2 protein-coding genes are annotated in these 2,632 nt (G+C 50.5%); both read left to right on the plus strand.

Annotated elements, in window-relative coordinates; all coding sequences use genetic code 11:
* Positions 1 to 242 precede the first annotated feature (242 nt).
* On the plus strand, positions 243 to 1,784 hold the full coding sequence (gene istA / locus J3L11_RS18630; RefSeq protein WP_133040733.1) for an IS21 family transposase: 1,542 nt from the start codon (positions 243 to 245) through the stop codon (positions 1,782 to 1,784).
* A gap of 11 nt (positions 1,785 to 1,795) precedes the next feature.
* Positions 1,796 to 2,560, plus strand: coding sequence for an IS21-like element helper ATPase IstB (gene istB / locus J3L11_RS18635; protein WP_133040732.1), 765 nt, complete (start codon positions 1,796 to 1,798; stop codon positions 2,558 to 2,560).
* Positions 2,561 to 2,632: the final 72 nt, after the last annotated feature.

Raw genomic sequence — 2,632 nt, forward strand, 5'->3', positions numbered from 1 at the left:
TGCGTATTCCGGCCGATCATGAACACTCATTCTGACGGAACGTGAACACCTCTACTGATTGAACGTGAACACCCATACTGATTTCAATCTGAACACTTTGACCATCATTTCCAGAATCGGTGTTCATATTGCCGGTATAGGTGTTCATCTTGCCAGAATCGGTGTTCACGTTCCGTCAGAATCCTCCCTAACGCATTGTATTTAATAATTTTGGTAAGCTGGACTTTTTACGAGGACCAGTGATGCCAGCAGAGAGAATTGCAATGCGTAAAATTCGTGAAGTACTTCGACTTCGGTGGCAAGCTGGCTTGTCCTACCGGCAAATACATCGAGGCACCAAAGTGAGCCTCGGCAAAGTCAAACAACTCATCACTGAGGCTGAGGCCATCGGGCTCTCGTGGCCATTACCAGACGAGATGGATGACCAACATCTTGCTCAGTTATTTTATCCCGCTGCGGATACTAAGCCGTCCGCACGTTTTCAACTGCCTGATTGGACTGAGGTCCATCAAGAACTCAAGAAAAAAGGTGTCTCCAAGCAACTGTTGTGGGAGGAATACACACAACGCCATCCAAACAGTTGTTACAGCTACTCGCAGTATTGCTCGCTCTATATGCAGTGGCATGGAAAGCAGAAGCGTTCGATGCGACAACTGCACCAAGCCGGAGAGAAGTGTTTTGTTGATTACTGCGGCCCCACCGTACCGCTGGTTAATGCCCTCACTGGAGAAGTCACTACCGCTCAGATTTTTGTGGGGGTGCTCGGCGCGTCTAACTACACCTATGCTGAAGCAACACACTCGCAATCCTTACCAGACTGGCTACAAAGCCATGTGCGCATGTTTGAATACTTCGGTGGCACACCTGCGATAGTGGTGCCAGATAACTTGCGCAGCGCCGTCAGTAAAACCTGTCGTTATGATCCGGAACTCAATCCCAGCTACCAACAGTTAGCGGAGCATTATCAAGTCGCAGTTATCCCAGCAAGGCCTTACAAACCTAAGGATAAAGCCAAGGCTGAAGTGGCTGTGCAGATTGTGGAACGCTGGATTTTAGCCAGACTGCGGCATTACACCTTCTTCTCACTGGCAGAGTTAAACCAATGCATCCGGATGTTGCTGGATGATTTGAACCTGCGCCCCTTCAAGCAATTACCAGGAAATCGTTTGGAGGCATTTAATCGGCTAGATAAGCCAGTGCTCAAGCCGCTACCACTACAACCTTATCGCTATACCGACATCAAAACGGTGAAGGTGGGTATCGATTACCATGTGGCTTATCAACAGCATCATTACTCTGTCCCGCATCAATATGTGGGTGAGCAGTTGGAGCTACATGCTGGCGATACGCTGATACAGCTCTACTTCCGTCAGACGTTAATTGCCGCACATCCTCGCAAATACCGTCCGGGTATGACCACAACACCGGCCCACATGCCGGAGCGGCATAGCAAACAGCAACGCTGGACGCCAGGACGGTTGAAGCAATGGGCTAAAGATACGGGGCCGGAAGTGCTGCGTTGGGTCAGTGACCGTCTTGAAGAGAAGGCCCATCCAGAGCAAGCCTATAAGGTCTCCTTAGGGCTGCTCAATTTGACGCGCAGCTATCCCGCAACGCGTCTGAATGCGGCATGTGCTATCGCCAATCGAGAGGGGCTGAATCGCCTTAAGCAACTGAAATCGGTACTGCAAAGCAACCGTGATCAGTTACCTCACCAGCAAGAATTAACCATCGAATTACCACAAGATCACGAGAATATCCGTGGTCCGAAGAACTTCCACTAAAGGAGCCACAGATGACAGTTCAAACCCTAAACCAACTGCACGAGCTGCGCCTAAGCGGCATGGCTACAGCGTTAGAAACCCAGTTACAGCAGCCCGGTACCTATGCCGAGCTTCCGTTCTTGGAACGACTGGGACTGCTGGTAACGCAGGAGCATTTACAACGAGAGAACCGCAAACAGACCCGCTTGGTGCGCCAAGCAGGTTTTAGGCTTCAGGCGACGCTTCAGGAGATAGATTACCAGCAACACCGTAATCTTAAGCGAGCGCAGATCGCCCAACTGAGCCAAGGGGAATGGTTAACGCGGGCGCAGAACTTGCTCATCACCGGTCCCTGCGGCACCGGCAAAACCTATTTGGCGTGTGCGCTTGGGCGACATGCTTGCCATCAGGGTCAAAGCGTGAGGTATTTTAGAACGTCACGTTTGTTGTTGGAGCTGACACAAGCCAAGGCGGATGGCAGTTATCAGAAGTTGCTGACCCAGTTGGCTAAGACGCAGTTGTTGATTTTAGACGACTGGGGTCTAGAGGTGCTGAAACCAGGCCAACGCAATGACTTGATGGAAATAATGGATGATCGGTCAGGCGTGACATCGACAGTACTGATAAGCCAACTGCCGACAGAGCAGTGGTATGCGGCAATAGGAGATAACACGTTAGCAGATGCGATCTTAGACCGCTTGATGCACAACAGTCATCGGCTGGAACTGAAGGGAGAATCAATGCGCAAACACACAGGGGAAAACATCGAACGTGAACACTTAGGAGATAACAGTTAAAGTAAGCTTGCGTTAGGGAGCAAGGTGTTCACGTTCAATCAGAATAGCCGTTCAACTTCGCCGGAATACGCA

This window comes from Shewanella sp. 4t3-1-2LB, from assembly GCF_017368415.1.
Taxonomy (GTDB): Bacteria; Pseudomonadota; Gammaproteobacteria; order Enterobacterales; family Shewanellaceae; genus Shewanella; species Shewanella fodinae.

Excerpts from the sequence above, each read along its gene's own strand:
- istA (WP_133040733.1), top strand. The coding sequence starts at position 243 with ATGCCAGCAGAGAGAATTGCAATGCGTAAAATTCGTGAAGTACTTCGA.
- istB (WP_133040732.1), top strand. The coding sequence starts at position 1,796 with ATGACAGTTCAAACCCTAAACCAACTGCACGAGCTGCGCCTAAGCGGC.